Origin of the sequence: Corynebacterium sp. HMSC055G02 (assembly GCF_001809065.1) — a bacterium.
Lineage (GTDB): Bacteria > Actinomycetota > Actinomycetes > Mycobacteriales > Mycobacteriaceae > Corynebacterium > Corynebacterium jeikeium_D.
Genome location: NZ_KV795651.1, coordinates 1 through 735 on the forward strand (window position 1 = coordinate 1; position 735 = coordinate 735).

Here is a 735-nt window from a genome sequence, read left to right on the forward strand (position 1 = left end):
GGTAGGGTCAGGCGGTCATTGCATCATGGATAACACCAGAGATTACCTCCCGGGGAGTTAACCCGTCGAGCACTACCCGTGGCCGGTTATTCAGCAATGCTTCCGCCTCGGCGACCTCTTGGTCGGTGACATCGGTAAAGTTGGTGCCTTTGGGGAAATAAAACCGGATATCCCGATTCATCCGCTCATTGCTACCTCGCTGCCACGGCGAATGCGGATCGGCGAAAAACACCTGGATATTCTCCGCGACAGAAAACTCCGTGTGTTTGGCAAACTCCACTCCCTGATCCCAGGTCAACGTCGAAATCGTGGTGTCCATCGACTCTTTGAGCCGACGAATCATCCGTACCATCACCTCATTGACACTGGCGGCAGTATGGTCAGTGCCGAGTCTGCCGAGCAGCACAAACCTGCTGCGGCGTTCCACCAACGTCGCTAAAGCACTGGTGCCATCTGCGCCAATAATCAAATCGCCTTCCCAATGACCGGGTACCGCACGATCATTGGCTTCGGCTGGGCGAAGTGAAATATTGGCATCATGAGTCCAGCGTTTTCCACGTGGCTTGGGCACCCCTGCGAGAAGCGAGCGGGGTTTACGCCCTGGCCGGGTAGTCCGGCAGGACTTTTCAAACACAAGTTCTTTGCGCAAGCTGCCTGCCCCTTGTACGTAAAGGGCCTGGTAAATCGACTCGTGGCTAATAGTCATGGACGTATTATCACCCCACAGTGCAGCCA

General features: G+C 55.4%; 1 protein-coding gene. It reads right to left on the reverse strand.

Features of this window, described 5'->3' with window-relative positions:
- Positions 1–7: 7 nt before the first annotated feature.
- On the reverse strand, positions 8–735 hold a 728-nt coding region (locus HMPREF2547_RS05110), incomplete at its 5' end, for an IS30 family transposase (protein WP_070566732.1).